The sequence below is a fragment of the Bacillus sp. PDNC022 genome (assembly GCF_016919285.1).
GTDB classification, from domain to species: Bacteria; Bacillota; Bacilli; order Bacillales; family Bacillaceae; genus Bacillus; species Bacillus safensis.
In genome coordinates, this window is sequence record NZ_CP070345.1 from 1,242,783 (window position 1) to 1,259,912 (window position 17,130).

The 17,130-nt window shown below is 41.8% G+C and carries 20 protein-coding genes; all 20 read right to left on the bottom strand.

Annotated features, from left to right (window positions below; genetic code table 11):
- Window positions 1-19: 19 nt before the first annotated feature.
- From JVX94_RS06475 to flgG, 20 genes are read right to left on the bottom strand one after another with little or no spacing between them, the layout of a single operon-like run.
- Window positions 20-787 carry a FliA/WhiG family RNA polymerase sigma factor gene (locus JVX94_RS06475; RefSeq protein ID WP_048239727.1) on the bottom strand — a complete coding sequence of 256 codons (768 nt, stop codon included), beginning with the start codon at window positions 785-787 and terminating at the stop codon, window positions 20-22.
- A gap of 24 nt (window positions 788-811) precedes the next feature.
- Window positions 812-1,312, bottom strand: a complete 501-nt coding sequence (locus tag JVX94_RS06480) for a chemotaxis protein CheD (protein WP_048239726.1) — start codon at window positions 1,310-1,312, stop codon at window positions 812-814.
- Window positions 1,312-1,938, bottom strand: coding sequence for a chemotaxis protein CheC (locus JVX94_RS06485; RefSeq protein WP_095408489.1), 627 nt, complete (start codon window positions 1,936-1,938; stop codon window positions 1,312-1,314). The genes JVX94_RS06480 and JVX94_RS06485 overlap by 1 nt, the downstream gene beginning before the upstream one ends.
- Before the next feature lie 12 nt (window positions 1,939-1,950).
- On the bottom strand, window positions 1,951-2,412 hold the full coding sequence (locus tag JVX94_RS06490; RefSeq protein WP_024424157.1) for a chemotaxis protein CheW: 462 nt from the start codon (window positions 2,410-2,412) through the stop codon (window positions 1,951-1,953).
- A gap of 24 nt (window positions 2,413-2,436) precedes the next feature.
- Window positions 2,437-4,461 (bottom strand): chemotaxis protein CheA, encoded by a 2,025-nt coding sequence (locus JVX94_RS06495; RefSeq protein ID WP_095408488.1) that lies wholly within the window; start codon window positions 4,459-4,461, stop codon window positions 2,437-2,439.
- Window positions 4,462-4,466: 5 nt separating this feature from the next.
- A complete protein-coding gene (locus JVX94_RS06500) occupies window positions 4,467-5,540 on the bottom strand; it encodes a protein-glutamate methylesterase/protein-glutamine glutaminase (RefSeq protein WP_095408487.1) in 1,074 nt (357 codons plus the stop codon).
- The gene (locus tag JVX94_RS06505; protein WP_205185521.1) at window positions 5,537-6,442 is read right to left on the bottom strand and encodes a MinD/ParA family protein; all 906 of its coding nucleotides are present in this window, start codon (window positions 6,440-6,442) and stop codon (window positions 5,537-5,539) included. The genes JVX94_RS06500 and JVX94_RS06505 overlap by 4 nt, the downstream gene beginning before the upstream one ends.
- A complete protein-coding gene (gene flhF / locus JVX94_RS06510; RefSeq protein WP_144485193.1) occupies window positions 6,436-7,557 on the bottom strand; it encodes a flagellar biosynthesis GTPase FlhF in 1,122 nt (373 codons plus the stop codon). The genes JVX94_RS06505 and flhF overlap by 7 nt, the downstream gene beginning before the upstream one ends.
- Window positions 7,557-9,590: a flagellar biosynthesis protein FlhA gene (gene flhA / locus JVX94_RS06515; RefSeq protein WP_025092587.1), complete on the bottom strand. Its 2,034-nt coding sequence runs from the start codon at window positions 9,588-9,590 to the stop codon at window positions 7,557-7,559. The genes flhF and flhA overlap by 1 nt, the downstream gene beginning before the upstream one ends.
- Window positions 9,591-9,619: 29 nt before the next feature.
- A complete protein-coding gene (gene flhB, locus JVX94_RS06520) occupies window positions 9,620-10,708 on the bottom strand; it encodes a flagellar biosynthesis protein FlhB (protein WP_144485191.1) in 1,089 nt (362 codons plus the stop codon).
- Window positions 10,705-11,484, bottom strand: coding sequence for a flagellar biosynthetic protein FliR (gene fliR / locus JVX94_RS06525; RefSeq protein ID WP_024426982.1), 780 nt, complete (start codon window positions 11,482-11,484; stop codon window positions 10,705-10,707). Before fliR ends, flhB begins: the two co-directional genes overlap by 4 nt.
- A 6-nt stretch (window positions 11,485-11,490) precedes the next feature.
- Window positions 11,491-11,760: a flagellar biosynthesis protein FliQ gene (gene fliQ, locus JVX94_RS06530; protein ID WP_003211206.1), complete on the bottom strand. Its 270-nt coding sequence runs from the start codon at window positions 11,758-11,760 to the stop codon at window positions 11,491-11,493.
- A gap of 16 nt (window positions 11,761-11,776) precedes the next feature.
- Window positions 11,777-12,442: a flagellar type III secretion system pore protein FliP gene (gene fliP, locus JVX94_RS06535; RefSeq protein WP_024424164.1), complete on the bottom strand. Its 666-nt coding sequence runs from the start codon at window positions 12,440-12,442 to the stop codon at window positions 11,777-11,779.
- The gene (fliZ, locus tag JVX94_RS06540; protein WP_095408483.1) at window positions 12,435-13,094 is read right to left on the bottom strand and encodes a flagella biosynthesis regulatory protein FliZ; all 660 of its coding nucleotides are present in this window, start codon (window positions 13,092-13,094) and stop codon (window positions 12,435-12,437) included. Before fliZ ends, fliP begins: the two co-directional genes overlap by 8 nt.
- An 18-nt stretch (window positions 13,095-13,112) precedes the next feature.
- Window positions 13,113-13,475, bottom strand: a complete 363-nt coding sequence (locus JVX94_RS06545; RefSeq protein WP_003212360.1) for a chemotaxis protein CheY — start codon at window positions 13,473-13,475, stop codon at window positions 13,113-13,115.
- Window positions 13,476-13,502: 27 nt separating this feature from the next.
- Window positions 13,503-14,627 (bottom strand): flagellar motor switch phosphatase FliY, encoded by a 1,125-nt coding sequence (gene fliY, locus JVX94_RS06550; RefSeq protein ID WP_095408482.1) that lies wholly within the window; start codon window positions 14,625-14,627, stop codon window positions 13,503-13,505.
- Entirely contained in the window at window positions 14,617-15,615 is a 999-nt protein-coding gene (fliM, locus tag JVX94_RS06555) for a flagellar motor switch protein FliM (RefSeq protein ID WP_024424167.1), read from the bottom strand. The genes fliY and fliM overlap by 11 nt, the downstream gene beginning before the upstream one ends.
- 32 nt (window positions 15,616-15,647) lie before the next feature.
- Window positions 15,648-16,076, bottom strand: a complete 429-nt coding sequence (fliL, locus tag JVX94_RS06560; RefSeq protein ID WP_034623633.1) for a flagellar basal body-associated protein FliL — start codon at window positions 16,074-16,076, stop codon at window positions 15,648-15,650.
- Window positions 16,073-16,288: a swarming motility protein SwrD gene (gene swrD, locus JVX94_RS06565; protein WP_008344794.1), complete on the bottom strand. Its 216-nt coding sequence runs from the start codon at window positions 16,286-16,288 to the stop codon at window positions 16,073-16,075. Before swrD ends, fliL begins: the two co-directional genes overlap by 4 nt.
- 37 nt (window positions 16,289-16,325) lie before the next feature.
- Window positions 16,326-17,117 (bottom strand): flagellar basal body rod protein FlgG, encoded by a 792-nt coding sequence (gene flgG, locus JVX94_RS06570; protein ID WP_205185002.1) that lies wholly within the window; start codon window positions 17,115-17,117, stop codon window positions 16,326-16,328.
- Window positions 17,118-17,130: the final 13 nt, after the last annotated feature.

A 17,130-nucleotide genomic window follows, 5' to 3' on the forward strand; every position in this document is an offset into this window, starting at 1 on the left:
TTTTTCACTCACTAACTCTTTAAGATTGAATGGCTTTATCAAGCAGATGCTTAAGCTTGAACAAGGCCTTTGAATGAATTTGCGAAATGCGCGAGGTAGATAAATTGAGCACTTGACCGATTTCCGTTAATGTCAGTTCTTCTTTATAGAAAAGACTGATCACGAGCTTTTCTTTTTCAGAAAGCTCTGTGATTTTTTCAGAAAGCTGTTCAATTAATTCATCTTTCAGCATTTTCTCTTCAGGAGTCACTGTCTTCTCGTCGCGAATCATGACTTGGACGTTTTCTCCGTCTTCTTGATCATGCAGCTTCTCATCAATTGAGAGCAGATTTGCAAAGAATCCTTCATTCATCGTTGTGACGACATCCTGTTCACTCATGCCGAGTTCCTCAGCCACCTCTGTCGGCGTCACATTACGCAAATAACGCTGTTCAAGCTTTTCGATAGCCGCTTCTACTTTTTTTGTTTTTTCTCTTGATGTACGAGGCAGCCAGTCCTCTTTACGAAGACCGTCGATGATGGCCCCGCGGATTCTGAAGGATGCATATGTATCAAACTTCAGATCTCTTCCAGGATCAAATTTTTCAAGGGCATCATATAAACCGAGCATCCCTAGACTGATCAAGTCTTCTTTATGCACTGACTTCGGGAGACCGATGGAAATTCTTCCAACATGATATGTGACGAGCGGCATATAGCGGCGCATAAGATCATCTCCAGCAGCTGGGTCTTTCCACTCTTTCCATCTAGCCCATAGCGCCTGATCTTCGTAATTTAAGGATTGCATCTTTATCCCCCTATACTTCCTTAGTTATATCTTCATAATGCCTTGCTTCACTGTGCGGATCTCAAGCTCTGCCGTAAGCGGATCGAATTCAATCGTACGGCCATTGTTTCCGCCTGTATCCTCACTAATAATCGGGATATGATGAAGAGACAGATGTTCTTTCACAGCTGAAACGTTTCTAGGCCCAATTCTCATAAGATCATTGGTTGACTTAAACTTAAACATTTCCGCCCCGCCAGCAAGTTTTGCCTTTAGCGCATGTTTGCGTGCGCCTGCTTTTAGGAGCAGATCAATTGTATGCTTGACACCTGTATCTGCATATTTAGCCAAGTTCTCCACCGCCCCTTTTGAAAGGGAGGAATCTGGAAGCATAACATGGACAAGGCCTGCCAGCTTTTTCTCTTGATCAAACAAGACAAGCCCTACGCAAGAACCAAGACCGGATGTCCGAATGCGGTCCGGTGTTTTGACAAGCTGAACATCTGCAATACCAACCTTTACAACTGCCGGAATTTGCACGTTCATTATAGGTTACCTAATGCTTTGAATAGTTTTTCAAACGATTCAAAGTCTGGTAATAGAAACATATTTCCTTTCAGCTCTTGCTTATTTTGATCATCAAAAATAGATGTATCAATCACAATCGCCTGATCACCAAGAGGACTGAATTGCATTAACCCTTCACTAATGACAGCCCCGAACATATCGAGCGTGACATCTGGAACACTTGGGTAAAGCTGCAATTTTGTTAAGTCGGCAAGGGCTGATAAATAAGAGCCCGCTAAAATATTTCCCAGCTCATGAAGCGCTGACGTTCCCATCTCATGTTCATGAATCGTATCAATATCAAATGCCGGGTCCTGGACAAGCTCTCTTACAAATTGCTCCGCTTGCTCAAACGGCATAATGAAAAAGATTGAACCGGATAAATCCCCTTCCATTCGCAGGAAAATGCTTGCAACGGGAAGGTCTGCACCGCCAAAGAAATCCATTAAATCTTCAAACGAGAGAACCTTGACAAAAGGAACAGCCATATCTATTTTGCGATCCAATAGGTTGGCAAGAGCAGACGCTGCGTGGCCTGCCCCGATATTCCCAACCTCTCCTAAAATATCCAGCTGTTCATCTTTAATTTCCTTGAAAATGCTCATTTCACATCCCCCTTAATGAACAGGTGCACCTTGAACGCTCTTGTCGAGGACAGCACCAGCATGAATGATATTGAAAAGACGCTGATCATGCTTAATGATACCTGTCACCCATGACTGTCCTTCTTTTTCAGCTGATTCAGGAGAAGATTCTACTTCTTCCTGATGGACGGTAATCACATCATTTGCTTCATCAACAATCCAGCCGACTTCAATGTCGCCAACTTGTACAATGATCATTCTTGTTTCATCTGTAATCTCGTTGTCAGTGGAACCAAGTCTGACTCTCAGGTCAATGACAGGCGTCACGACACCGCGTAAATTAATTACACCGCATATATAAGGGGCAACGCCAGGAACTCTTGTCGGCTGCTGCCATTTTTCAATGGACTTTACTTCTGATACTGAAATGGCGTATTCTTTTTTGTTTACGATAAACACAATCATCTTTTCGCCAGTTTTGATATCTGTACTCATTTCAGACCGCTCCTCTATTGTTTTTTACTTGATCAGTGCATTACAGTCAACGATGAGTGCAACTTGACCGTCACCTAGGATCGTTGCGCCGGATATCGCAAATACGTTTGGCAGATAATCTCCTAGTGATTTTAATACAACTTCTTGCTGACCAATAAATGAATCGACTACAAATGCTGTCAGCTTGTCTCCTTTACGAACAACAATGATGTGCAGTTCTTCCTCTAATTCATTCGCATTTGGTACGTGGAATTGTTTCTTCAAGTACACGACCGGTACGATAAATCCGCGGAAATCAATCACTTCACGATCATGCGTTTGAAGGATGTCACTTTTCTTAATGACAGCCGTTTCAATAATAGAAGAAATCGGAATCGCAAAAGTTTCCTCTTCTAGTTTTACAAGAAGAACGGAAATAATCGATAGTGTAAGCGGAAGCTGGATTGAGAATAGTGAGCCCTGTCCTTCTGTTGAGTTAATGCTCACAGATCCGCCTAGTGATTCCAGCTTGTTTTTCACAACGTCAAGACCTACACCACGGCCTGAGATGTCAGAAATCGTATCAGCTGTAGAGAATCCTGCTGCAAAGATCAATGAATCAATTTGATGATCTTCAAGCGTTTCTGCTTCTCTTTCTGTAATTACTCCGCGCTCTAATGCTTTTTCAAGCACCTTTTTACGGTTAATACCGCCTCCATCATCTTCTACTTCAATGAAGACATGGTTTCCGCTATGATACGCTTTTAATAGAACCGTACCTTTTTCCGGCTTGCCTTTTTTCACACGTTCTTCCGGTGATTCAATCCCGTGATCTAGGCTGTTTCTAAGTAAGTGTAAGAGTGGATCTCCAATCTCGTCGATCACTGTTCGATCAAGCTCTGTCTCAGCACCCTCAATAATAAGTTCAATTTTCTTATTAAGCTCTTTCGTCAATTGACGAATCATACGCGGGAATCTGTTAAACACAGTTTCCACAGGGACCATTCTCATGTTCAGGATGATTGATTGCAGGTCTCCTGAAATACGTGTCATTCGTTCGACTGTGTCTGTGAGTTCGTTATTTTCTAGTTCTTTCGCAATCTGTTCTAAACGGCCTCTATCAATTACAAGTTCTTCAAATAGGTTCATAAGAGAATCTAGACGGTCGATGTTGACACGAATTGTTTTTGTTCCGCCTGCAGCTGCACCGTTATTGCCATTTGCTTTTGGCGCATCATTTGCTGGCGTCTTCGCAGCAGGAACAGATACTTCTTCTTTTTTCTGTTCAGGCTGCGCCTCTTGTTTTTGAGCCGGAGCTGCTTCTTCAAATGCGGAGACTTCAGAGATCTCAACCTTCTCAACCTCTGAGATCGCCGTGACGATTTTCTTCACTTCGTCCATCGGCTGTTTAGAAAGATAAGAAATACTGAATTCAGATTCAAAATCTTCTGATTCTAATAGTTCTGCATTTGGAACGGTTTTAACAACCTCGCCTGCTTCATTCAGTCTTTCAAAAATCATATAGACACGAACGGCTTTTAGTAAGCACGCATCGCTTAATGTCACGTTGAGTTCATAACATTTGAAGCCTTGCTCTCTCGCTTCATCAAGAACCGTTCGTTCAAATTCGTTATAATCTAAGTCATTAGCAGCTGATGCATCCGCTGTTTCAACGCTAGAAGCTGCCTCAGCATGGCTTCCTGTCACATCTAGCTTTTTACTAATCTCTGTGACATCACGTTTCCCGTCTCCGCCTTCTGCAATCGATTGAACCATTGCTTCAAGATGATCGAGTGCTTCGAACATCGTATCCATTGACTCAGGTGTGACAATCATTTGTTCATTACGGATAGCATCAAACATGTTTTCTAAATGATGCGTTAGGTGAGCCATATCGTCAAAGCCCATCGTTGCACTCATGCCTTTCAATGTATGAGCCGCTCTGAATATATCATTCACTAGCTGCAAGTCGGTTGGGTTCTTTTCTAAATCAAGAAGTTTTTCATTACAAGTTTGTAAGTGTTCTCTGCTTTCATCTAAAAAGATATCTAAGTATTGGTTTACATCCAACGTGTTCACGCCCTCTCTTTTTTCATGGAGCTTATAATTGCATGTGCGATGTCATCCACATGCCTTGTTTCATGTGCAAGGCCTGCTTTAATGACTGATTTAGGCATTCCGAAAACAACACATGATTCTTCTTTTTCTGCAATGACTTTCGTATGACCGCTTGCGACCATTTTTTTGACACCTTCAGTACCGTCACTGCCCATACCTGTCATAATGACAGCGATTTTCTCGTAACCCTTTATGCTGCTGATGGATTCAAATAAATAGTTAACAGATGGTTTGTGCCGGCTTTCCGTGTCTTCAGGGGACAGCCTAATGACAAGTGATCCCCCTTGGTCATGAAGTGACATATTCATTCCACCAGGAGCTATGTAAGCCACTCCATTTTTCGCGATGTCTCCATCTTGTGCTTCTTTAATTGTAATTTGTGATAAATGATCTAACCTAGCAGCAAGTGATGCCGTGAATCCTGCCGGCATATGCTGCACAATCAATATAGGTGCCTCTATGTCCTTAGGCAGCTTCGTTACGACTCGTTGAAGCGCCCTTGGCCCTCCTGTAGATGTTCCGATCGTAATAATCTTTCGGAGTGAGCTGCCTTTTACTGATTGCGGGCGGGGTGCAGCCACTGGACTTGGCGGCTTTATCACTGGCTTAGGAGACACCTTCTCTTCAGTGCGTTTCCTTGACAGTCCTGCCGCAAGTACCCGCTCTACAATTTGCCCCCTCACTTTGTGCAAATCGAGAGAAATACTTCCCGAAGGCTTTGTCACAAAGTCGAAAGCACCGAGTTCTAAGCAATGGATGGTTAAATCTTTTCCTTGCTTTGTCTGGCTTGACACCATAATCACGGCAAGGTCGTGTTCAGCCAGAATTTGTTTTAATGCTTCTGTTCCATTTAAAACAGGCATTTCCACATCTAACGTGACAACATCTGGATTCAGTTCCTTGATCCGTTTTAAGGCATCTTCCCCATTTCGCGCCGTTCCGACGACTTCTATTTCTTGCTCGGCACTTAGAAAATCACTAATGAGCTTTCTCATAAAGGCCGAGTCATCTACTACTAGCACTCTAATCATGAGTCCACCTTCCTCCTTTTAAAAAAAGAGGACAACTTATCTATAAACGTATGCTGTTCTCTCCGTGCCTCTCTTATCTGCTGATGATACAGTGTTTCTGCCAGCATCTTAATCGTTTTACTCAGCCTTGAATGAGGCTGCTTCATATAAAATGGAATTTGTTCTGATACTGCTTTAGGAACCGCAGGATCATCAGGCACAGCGCCAGCAAATACAAGTTTTCTGTGAAGAAAAGATGTGACCACTCCTGCTAATTTCCGGTAAGTTTCAGACCCTTCTGACGGGGTTTTACACCGGTTCACAATGATCTGCACAGACCGTTCAAACTGATGAATGGCTAAGTGTTTAATCGCGCTGTAGGCATCCATGATGGATGTTGGCTCTGGTGTAGTCACAACGACCACTTCTCCTGCTGATAAAACAAAAGGCAGTTGATCTTTTGACAAGCCAGCACCCATATCAAAGAAAATACAATCAAAGCCCTGCATGATTCTTTCCATCTCTTCCAAAAAGAACGACCATTGATCCTTATCTAAAGAAAACAGCTGTTCAAGGCCGCTTCCCCCAGAAATGTAATATAGGTTATCCGTTCCTTTTGTCATGGCTGCTTGGAAGGATTTTTTTCTGACGAGAACATCTAATATAGAACTAGTCGATGTTTTCCCTAGTAAAATATCGATATTCCCCATCCCAAAATCAAGATCGATCACTAACACTCTTTTGCCTGTACTTGCGATAGACAGTGCCATATTCAGGGTCAAATTCGATTTGCCTACCCCGCCTTTACCGCTCATGACGGCAATGGTTTTTGCTTGTCCGCTGACGTTAAGAGGAGCCGGTGTGATCATTTGACTCTGCTGAACTAGTTTTCTTAACCCTTCTGCTTGGTCGGGCTTCATGATTGTAAAACCATCCTTGATAGTTCAAGAGGAGATCCTTCAAGAATATCCTCAGGCACATTTTGGCCATTTGTTAAAAAACCAAGTTTGATTTGAGAGTCTGCAATGATTTGAAAAATGGTTCCCATCGTGTCCGTTTCATCTACTTTTGTAAAAATGAATTGATCGATTGGAACGTGTTCAAAACGCTTGACCATGGCTTTCATGTCTTGATACTTCGATGTGGCACTCATCACAAGAAAACTTTGAATGCTCTCATCGAATGGAATAATGTCGGTCAGCTCTTTGATATACGCTTCTTCTTTAAAGTTACGACCTGCTGTATCGATGAAAATATGATCATACTCTTTAAAGGTCTCTTGGGCTTTCACAAAATCCTCTCTCGAATAACAAACCTCAAGCGGTGCATTCAGCAGTTCAGCATAAGTTTTCAGCTGTTCGATTGCTGCAATCCGGTACGTATCGGTGGTAATAAAAGCAATCTTCTTTTGCTGCTGAATGGCTGTTTTAGCGGCAAGCTTCGCAATCGTTGTCGTTTTACCAGCTCCGGTTGAACCGAACAGTACGATGTATTTTGAAGAAATCATCGGCTCATCAGAGGTTTGGGCTGGCAGCATATCAGTCAGCAGTTGTTCAAGTTCTTTATTTATGTGCTCTTCTTTAACTGCACCCTTTGTTAAAAGACCCTTCAGGCATTCGTCTCGAATGGCATCATCAAGGCCTTGATCCTTTAGCTTTTGATCGATTGCTATGAGAGGATCAGGCAGAATACCCGCATGCCGTTCATTCCTCACATATTCTAAAGGGTGTGCGGCATGAGAAGGCGCTAATTTTGCCGCCTTGGGAGCAAAGGATGGCTCTTCGGGCTGCTTTTGAACTTGCTCCTTTTTTGGTAACACTGGAAGAGGCGGCGCAGGGTTTAAACCTTTACCAGCTCTTTCCTCGAAATCTTGATCCAGCACTGCAATCACTTCGACCATTTGTTGTTTCTTTAAACCGAACAGTTTGCGTTTGACAACGGTTTTGGAATTTAAAATAACGGCATCTTTCCCAAGCTGCTGCCTGATTTGAATCGTTGCCTCCTGCATAGAATTTGCTGTGATTTTTTTCATTTTCATTAGATATCCACCACTCCGATGCTCTGTACTTCCACATTCGCTTCTAGTTCGTTATAAGATAGTACCGGTAAATCTGGGAAATATCTTTCTAACAACTGCTTAACGTACATTCTTATAGGAGGTGAGCATAATAGAACCGGCGTTTCCTGACGAAGCGAAAGCTGTTCAATTTCTCTCGCCACTGATTGAATCACACTTTCAGAGGATTCTGGATCTAACGATAAGTAGTTGCCATGCTCTGTCTGCTGAACGCTGTCTGCAATCACCTTTTCTACTCGGCCTGAGCATGTCACGACTTTGAGTGATTCATTTTCTCTTGCATACTGTGCGGTAATCTGTCTTGCAAGCGCCTGTCTAACATACTCTGTTAATAAATCTGTATCAGTCGTTAATTTTCCGTAGTCTGCAAGCGTCTCAAAAATGGTGACAAGGTTTCGGATAGAAACCTTTTCTTTCAGCAGCTTCGCCAGTACTTTTTGAATATCACCGACTGCCAGCGGATTTGGCGTTACCTCATCCACTAAGACAGGATAACTTTCTTTCAAATGATCGATTAATTGCTTCGTTTCTTGGCGTCCGAGCAGTTCATGTGTATTTTGTCTAATCTTCTCTGTGATGTGAGTAGACACTACAGACGCTGGGTCCACAACCGTATAGCCTAGCATCTCAGCCTGATCTTTTTCTGCTTCTGATATCCATTTAGCCGGCAGACCAAAGGATGGTTCGATTGTTTCAATTCCTTCAATCGGATCATCATCAGGCGTTGGGGACATCGCTAAGTAGTGATCAAGCAGCAGCTCTCCTTTTGCTACTTCGTTTCCTTTAATTTTCAACCGGTATTCATTTGGGTTCAGCGCAATATTGTCCCGGATTCGGACGACTGGAATGACAAGACCTAGTTCGAGGGCAAGCTGCCTTCGAATCATCACAATTCGGTCTAACAGGTCACCGCCCTGATTTGCATCAGCAAGCGGGATGAGGCCGTAGCCAAATTCAAATTCAATGGCATCCATTTGCAGGAGATGAATAACGCTTTCTGGACTTTTCATCTCTTCTACCTCTGCTTGTTCTTCCAGTACCTCTTCGATTTCTTCTTGATCTTGTTTGTTTTTCGACATCATGTATGCGCCAAGTGCTATTAAACCTGCGATTGGCCCAGTTAAAAGTACGCCGATTGGCGTAAACAAACCAAGAAGGAAGATCGTTCCTGCTGTAACATAAAGCATGGCTGGGAAAGCAAAGAGCTGACCTGTAATGTCTGATCCAAGGTTTCCGTTAGAAGCTGCTCTCGTAACAACAATCCCTGTCGCCGTTGAAATGAGGAGTGCCGGAATTTGAGAAACAATTCCGTCCCCTACCGTTAACAGGGTAAAGTGGGAAGCTGATTCTTGAATCGACATGCCTTGCTGAAGCATCCCAATAATAATTCCAAATATAATATTGATGATAACGATGATAATACCAGCGATGGCGTCCCCTTTAACGAACTTACTGGCACCGTCCATCGCTCCATAAAAGTCTGCTTCCCTCGCTACTTTTTCACGGCGGTTTCTTGCTTCACTTTCTGTCAGCATCCCTGCATTTAAATCAGCGTCAATACTCATTTGTTTACCTGGCATCGCATCAAGTGTAAATCTTGCCGCAACCTCTGATACACGCTCAGCCCCTTTAGTAATAACAATAAACTGAATGATGATCAGAATAAGGAAAACAACGAGACCAACGATGATATTTCCTCCAACAACAAATGAACCGAACGTTTCTACAACCTTTCCAGCATCTCCTGTTGAAAGAATAGAACGTGTTGTAGAGATGTTAAGCCCTAAACGAAACAGTGTTAAGAGCAAAAGCAATGATGGAAAAATTGAAAATTCCAATGGTTCTTGCATGTTCATAGTGGTGAGAAGCACGATAAGCGCAAGAGAAATATTAATAATGATTAAAATACTTAATAGCATTGGCGGAAACGGTATGACCAGCATCGCCACAATTAAAATAACACTGAATATAACAGATAAATCTCTTGCTGACATGCCTGTTCTCTCCTTTTAAAACCAAAAATTCATAAAATCTTTTGTTTCGTTTTATAGACGTAAGCTAAAATTTCTGCGATGGCCTTAAAGTATTCTTCTGGCACCGCTTGGTCGATGTCGACCTGATCATATAGTGCACGAGCGAGCGGCCGGTTTTCTACGGTCATAATATCGTGCTCTTTCGCAATCGTTCTAATTTTCAAAGCCAAAATATCGGTTCCCTTTGCGACAACAAAGGGCGCGTCCATTTTTTCTTCGTCATACTTTAAAGCAATGGCATAGTGGGTTGGGTTTGTAATGATGACGTCCGCTTTTGGGACTTCCTGCATCATCCGTCTCATGGCCATTTCCCGCTGACGCTGTTTAATCTTTGATTTTATGAGCGGGTCACCCTCTGATTTTTTATACTCATCTTTGATGTCTTGTTTGGACATCCGCAAGTTTTTTTCATAATCAAATTTCTGATACATATAATCAAGCCCTGCTAAGATCATTAGAGCACCTGCTGCATACAGCCCCATAATCAAGGTCATTTTTGCGACGAAATGAAGGGTTTCCTCTGCTGTTAATAAAGGAAGCCGCAGAATTTCGTCAAAGTGCATCCAAAGTGCAATAAATGTCGCAAAACCAACAAAACCAATTTTCAAAATGGATTTTAATAGCTCTACGAGGGCTCGAATACTGTATATCCGTTTAAACCCTTTGATAGGATCCAGCTTTTCTAATTTCGGTTTAATGACTTCTGGTGAAAAGAGAAAGCCAACTTGTAAATAGTTACTGATAATGCCCGCCAGCATACCAACACCAAGGATTGGCATGAGAAGGAGCCCTGTTTCCTGAAGCAATTCCACAAATAGTTGATGAATATTAGATGTGCTAACCTTCATTAGCATGGTTGTTGAATAAAAACGTTCAATGAGCGCGATAATCCGCTCTTTCATAAAAGGCCCAATAAAAAAGAATGATAAAAAGATTAATAGAAATGAGATGGCTGTATTGACGTCGGTACTTTTGGCAACCTGTCCTTTTTTACGTGAATCCCGCCTTTTTTTCGGCGTTGCTTTTTCTGTTTTTTCACCTGCGAAAAATTGCAAGTCTAATCTAAGCCTTGTCATCATGACGAACCACCGACCAATGCTAAGAAATTCCTCATGGTGAGTACAATCGTTTCAAATGTATTTTGGACAACCCCGAAGATGACGCCCATACAGATGATGATCATAATAAAACTCACACCCATTTTAATAGGAAGTCCGACCACAAATACGTTCATTTGCGGAACTGTACGTGCCACAATCCCCAGTGCCAAATCGACTAAAAATAGACTTGCCACGACAGGTGCCGAGATTTGAAAGGCTATGATAAACATTTGGTTGAAGCTCTTTGCGATAAAGTAAGCAAAGGATTCACTGCCAAAATTCAGCGCGTATTGATCAACTGCAATGTATTGAAAGCTGTAATAGATTCCATCAAGCAGCAGGTGATGTGCGTTTGTTGCCAGCATCAATAGCAATGTGACCGTATAAAAAAACTGTCCCATCAGCGGCGTCTGCGCCCCTGTTTGCGGATCAATAATATTGGCAATCGCAAAACCCATTTGAAAATCAATGAATGAGCCGGCAATTTGAACAGCGGACACCATGATATATGCAATCAGCCCAAGCAGCAGCCCGACCATCGCTTCTTTCACCGCAAGCATCATATAAAGACCGTCTATGTCGAGTGCTGGCGGTTCTTTTATGGTGCTAAAACTAATGACAGCTAAAAACAGCGAGAATCCAACTCTGTGTACAGCCGGGATCGTTCTATGCGCTAAAAGCGGTACTGTCACAAAAAAAGCAGTGATCCGAATAAAAACTAAAAGAAAAGCAGGGAATAATTCTATGATTGACATCGCTGGTTAACCTGCAAATCGATCTAAATTCGAGAACAGCTCTGTCGTAAAGGACACGATTGTTGAAAGCATCCATGGACCAAACACAACAAGTCCAATGAGTACTGCAACAATCTTAGGAATAAACGCAAGCGTCTGTTCTTGAATTTGGGTTGTCGCCTGAAACACACTGACAATCAGTCCCACAATGAGTGCGAGCGCTAGAAGCGGCCCACTCACAAGCAATACTACATACACTGATCTTTCAGCCATCGTAATGACAAATTCTGAACTCATGTTTTAAGCACCTACTCTAAAAGCTTTGCAGCAAAGATTTAACTATCAAATACCATCCATCGACTAAAACAAATAACAATATTTTGAAAGGGAGCGATATCATAACCGGCGGAAGCATCATCATCCCCATTGACATCAGAACACTTGCGACCACCATGTCAATAATTAAAAATGGAATAAAGATCATGAAACCAATTTGAAATGCCGTCTTTAATTCTGAAATGGCAAAAGCGGGAACCATCGTCGTTAACGGAATATCTTTAATCGATTCAGGTTTATCCATTTTTGCGTAATTAAGAAATAAAGCCAAATCTTTCTGTCTTGTATGTTTACTCATAAACTCTTTAATAGGCACTTCGGCTTTTTCATACGCCTGATTTAACGTGATGTCATCATTTAAAAGCGGCGTCAGCGCCTCTTTATTAATCTGTGAGAACGTGGGTGCCATGATAAAAAATGTGAGAAACAACGCAAGTCCAACAAGCACTTGGTTTGGCGGCATTGAGTTGGTTGCAAGTGATGTTCTGACGAATGAAAGAACAATCACAATCCGTGTAAAACACGTCATTAAAATGAGAATGCCCGGTGCAACCGAAAATACAGTTAAAAGTAAAAGAAGACGGACAGATGTGCTGATATTTCCTGCACCGCTGGAATTAAATAAATCGATAAACTCATTCATTTTGTTTCGGGCCTTTCTTTCTGACTTCTGATTGGGTCTTTTTCAATTCGGCTAGCTGCGCCTTTAAATTGGCTGAAAAAGAAGAAGTGCTCGTCTGATCATGTTTCTTTATCTGCGATGTAAATTTTTGAACCATTTTTGGTAAATCGGTTTTGCTTTCCATCGCTTCTTCATATTGTTTCACGATCGCTTCACATTCTTGTTCATCATCAATTTCTTTTAGCAGCTGGATTGAGTCTGCTACGCCGACAACTAATACTCGTTTGCCCACTTTGATCAGCTGGACTGAACGGTTTTGTCCGACTGTCGTTCCGCCAATATTTTCAACATAGCGAAATGGTTTAAGTAAGCGGTTTTGCTTACCAACAAATCTCACTAATCCATAAATAAGCAGGATGACAAAAAGTAAGGCACCAATCATTTTGACAAAATCCATAATGGAGACAGAAGAAGAGGGAACTTCTTCTGCCGGATTCGTTTGATTGTCAGTGGTTTTCTTCTCTGTATCCTTTTTGCTTTCTTTCTCATCTTTGAGCCAGTCATTCACTGTGCCATTCTCAGGATCTTTCGTTTCGGCAAACAGTGAGGCAGGCTGCATCGTCAAGAAAAGCATAAAACTGATCATTGCTATACATATCAAACGTTTTTTCAACAAATCTTACACCCTTTTTTAGCCTAACGTTTTATTAATTGCTTCAAGTACACGGTCTGCCTGGAATGGCTTCACGATAAAGTCTTTTGCACCTGCTTGGATCGCGTCAATAACCATTGACTGCTGTCCCATAGCAGAACACATGATGATTTTAGCAGAAGCGTCAATTTGTTTAATTTCTTTTAGTGCTGTGATCCCGTCCATTTCTGGCATTGTGATGTCCATTGTGACAAGATCTGGAGACGTTTCTTTGAATTTTTCAACTGCTTGAGCACCGTTTTCTGCTTCTCCTACTACATCAAATCCGTTTTTTACAAGAATATCCTTGATCATCATTCTCATGAATGCTGCATCATCTACGATTAATACCTTAGTAGCCATTTACTTATTCTCTCCCTATATGTTTGTTTATTTTAAATTAGAAAGTCTTTCAGACTGACTTAAAATATCAGTCACACGAACACCAAAGTTCTCATCAATGACAACGACTTCCCCTTTTGCGACGATTCGCTTGTTAACTAGAATGTCTACTGGTTCACCAGCAAGTTTGTCCAGTTCAATAATACTTCCAGCTGAAAGCTCAAGAACTTCTTTCACACTGCGCTGAGTTCTTCCAAGTTCCACCGTAATGGAAAGCGGAATGTCCATCAGCATATCAAGGTTTCCAAGCTGGTTTGTTGTATGCTGAGGCTCACTGAACGATTCAAATTCAACTGGCGCCACATTTACAGGTGCTGCCGGCTTTGGCTTCGCCTGTCTTTTCGGTGGTGCTGCTTGCTGCGCTGGAGCAGACTGCGTTTGCGGTGCTGCCGGCTGAGGTTCAGGTGCACTCACTTGAGCTTCTTGAACCGGCTCTTCTTCTTGCGCAGGATCTGTTAATTCTGCAATTAAATCCTTCGCAAATGTAATAGGATAAAGCTGCATAATATTTGAATCAATGAGTTCACCTATTTTTAATCTGAAGGATACTTTGACAAGCATTTCTTCAGCTGGAATGCGGTCTGTCCCTTCTCCTTCTTTCACATCAAGTAATTCGACGCGCGGCGGAGAAATATCAATCTTTTTATTAAAGACAGTCGACATGGATGTCGCAGCAGAACCCATCATTTGGTTCATTGCTTCTTGTACTGCACTTAAGTGAATCTCGCTTAAAGAAGGGTCAGCATTTGTCCCGTCTCCACCCATCATTAAGTCCGCAATGACTGCTGCATCTGTTTGCTGGACGACAAGCAGGTTACTTGCACTGAAACCTTCCGTATAATTCACTTCAATCGCAACATACGGATGAGGAAATTCCTCATTCAGCATACTTTTTTGAATCACTGTAACAGTTGGAGTTGTAATCTCCACTTTTTGATTTAATAGGGTTGAAAGTGCTGTTGCAGAGCTGCCAAATGAAATATTTCCGATTTCTCCAATGGCATCTTGCTCCATTGCAGAAAGGATTGTATCAGGCTCTATATCGTCATTGCTGCCTCCTTTAAGGAGCGCATCGATTTCGTCTTGTGATAATTTACTTCCGTTATTCTCCATCTTCTTCACCTCTTATGTCGTGATCTAGAATTTGAATCGCCTGTTTCCGATTCACGCGGCCGGCCTGTCCCAAGAATTTCGGTTTATTTCCGACCATAACAGTAAGAGGCGCATTTACTGGTTTGTCCAAGGCAATACAATCACCAATTTCCAAATTCAAAAACTCTTCCACTGTCATTTCCGATTGTCCCAGCTCTGCGACTACCGGTATTTTTGCCTTCATAATCCGTTTTTCAATGGCCTTTGTTTCTTGCTGTTTTGGTTCATTTCGTTCAGACTGCATCCAGTAGTGTACAGACAACTTCGGAATAATAGGCTCTAATACAACGTGAGGAATACATAGGTTAATAACCCCGCTTACCTCGCCAATTTGTGTATTAAGCGAAATGACGACAACTGTTTCGTTTGGTGACACCATTTGAACAAACTGGGGATTTACCTCGAAATCTGCCATTTCAGGCTCGATGTCGGTTATGGACTGCCACGCTTCTCTGTAATTTTCCAAAGCTCCCTCAAACATGTTTGAGATAATCTTTGTTTCGATTTCTGTAAGTGATTCTGTCTTATTATGACTAATGCCAATCCCGCCCATCAGCCTGTCCATCATCGCATAGCCGATTGTTGGGTTTACTTCAAGCATGATTCTTCCTTCAAGCGGGCTGACATAAAATAAGTTTAATAATGTCATATTAGGAATCGAACGAATAAACTCTTCGTATGGTACTTGGTCAACCGAGCTGACAGTAATTTGAATATATGATCTTAGCTGCGCTGAAAAGTGAGTGGTGAGCAGTCTAGCGAAGTTATCATGAATCCTTGTTAAACTTCGAATCTGGTCTTTTGAAAAGCGCAGTGCACGTTTAAAGTCATACACCTTCACTTTTTTCGTCGTTTCTTCTTTTTTCAGCTCTTCTGCATCCATTTCGCCTGTTGAGATGGCGGATAATAATGCGTCGATCTCATTCTGGGAAAGCACTTCTCCTGACATTTCTTCACCTCCATCGTGTCAATTAATCGCCTCTATTGCAGATTAAAGGAGGTTATATATACTTCTTTCACCTTGCCATCTTGCAAATAGTTATTCACTTTGTTTTTGACTTGTGTTTTAAAATGTTCTCTGCCTTTTTTGCCATCAAGTTCATCTGCATTCGTGTCTGATAAAATGTCGATTACAGCATCTTTTACTTGGAAACTTCTTTTTTCAAGCTCTGATTTTGCTTTTTCAGAGTCCGTTTCAATATTCAGGACAAGTTTGACAGCATTTCCTTCAGACTTTAAATTGGTGATAATCTCAGGAATTTCAACAGAGGCTTTTACGACTTCATCTGCTGTTGGCTCTTTTTCAGCTTTTGCTTCGTCTGACCCATTCAGCAGAAAAACGATGCCTGCTCCAATTCCAGCGATGGCAATAATCATGATTAGCATTACTACGACTAATTTCTTCTTCATTCAAATTCCTCTATTCCTTGATTCAATGAAATGACTTGGATTTTTCTGTAGAAAGAAATGATTTTCTCTTGAAGCTGCTCTTCATCTTCTTTCACAACGAATTTCTTTCCATTGGCCAAAGTAATGGTCGTGTCTGGAAAGCTTTCGATTTGCTCGATATGGAGAGCGTTCAGCATAAATCCTTTGCCATTTAATCTTGTCACTTCAATCATATTAAGCAGAGAAGCGATCATCCGCTCCCCCTACCTCCTATCGTTTCAGATTCACAAGCTCTTGCAGAATTTCATCAGATGTTGTGATCGTCTTTGCATTCGATTGGAATCCGCGCTGCGCGATAATCATTTCGGTAAACTCATCTGTTAAATCAACGTTTGACATTTCAAGTTTCCCTGTTTGGATCACGCCAGTGCCTTCTTGACCAGGTACGATAGGGTTACTTGGTGCACCTGAGCTTAACGTTTGGCGGTATAGGTTGTCACCAACTTTGTCTAACCCGCCTGCGTTACTGAAAGATACAAGTGAAATCTGTCCAACATTTCTAGATACGTTGTTTTCAACAACCGAAATTGTTCCATCTGGACCAACACTTACACTTGAAACGCCATCTGGAATCGTTATCTTTTGTCCATTCATTCCGAGTAGGTAATTTCCATCAGTAGTGGTTAAACTCCCCTCCGAATCCCGTCTAAAATTCCCTGTTCTTGTATAAAGAACTTCTCCTTGACTTTCAATACGGAAAAATCCATCTCCATTGATATAGAAGTCGTAAGGTTCATCTGTATTTTGAGAAGATCCAGGTGACATGACTTTATCAATAGAAGCTAAAGATGATCCTAAACCAATTTGTTTTGAGTTGATTGAACCAGAGTTGTTCGTTGGTCCACCTGAGCTTGAAATTGTTTGACTGACCATATCTTTAAAAGTGATGCGGCTTTTTTTGTATCCGTGTGTATTGACGTTGGCTACGTTGTTGGCTACCACATCTAATTTTGATTGGAAGTTTTTCATTCCGCTAATTCCTGAGTAAAGTGAGCGTAACATTTATTTTCCTCCT